Here is a 360-nt window from a genome sequence, read left to right on the forward strand (position 1 = left end):
GAGCTGCGCCAGCACCTCGGCCGGGAAGCGCCTGGCCACGCTGGCGCGCGGCAGTTCCCAGAGTTGCCGCAGCTGTCTCAGGCCCATGCGGTTGAAGGCGCTGCTCGCGGTGGCGCTCAGGCCGAGGCGATCCACCGGCAGCGGGGCAAGCAGCTGCTGCAGGCCATGCGCATCACTGGCCAGCAGGCCGTCGCCGACGTTGACCAGCACGCGTGCCGCCGCCGGGTTGGGAGCGGCGGCGATGCGGTGCTGAAAACCCAGGGCGGCGAGCTCCGTGCGCAGGCGCGCCTCGAAGGATGGCCAGGGGCCGAACAGACCCAGGCTGGATTGCACCTCCAGCAGCAGGCAGCGTGGGTAGTG

At 71.9% G+C, this 360-nt stretch carries 1 protein-coding gene; it reads right to left on the reverse strand.

Going from position 1 to position 360, the window contains the following annotated elements:
* The coding region (locus J0A65_RS26505; protein ID WP_206597162.1) for a DNA polymerase Y subunit UmuC family protein at positions 1–360 on the reverse strand (360 nt) is incomplete at both ends.

The sequence above is a fragment of the Bowmanella yangjiangensis genome (genome assembly GCF_017255015.1).
Taxonomy (GTDB): Bacteria; Pseudomonadota; Gammaproteobacteria; order Enterobacterales; family Alteromonadaceae; genus Bowmanella; species Bowmanella yangjiangensis.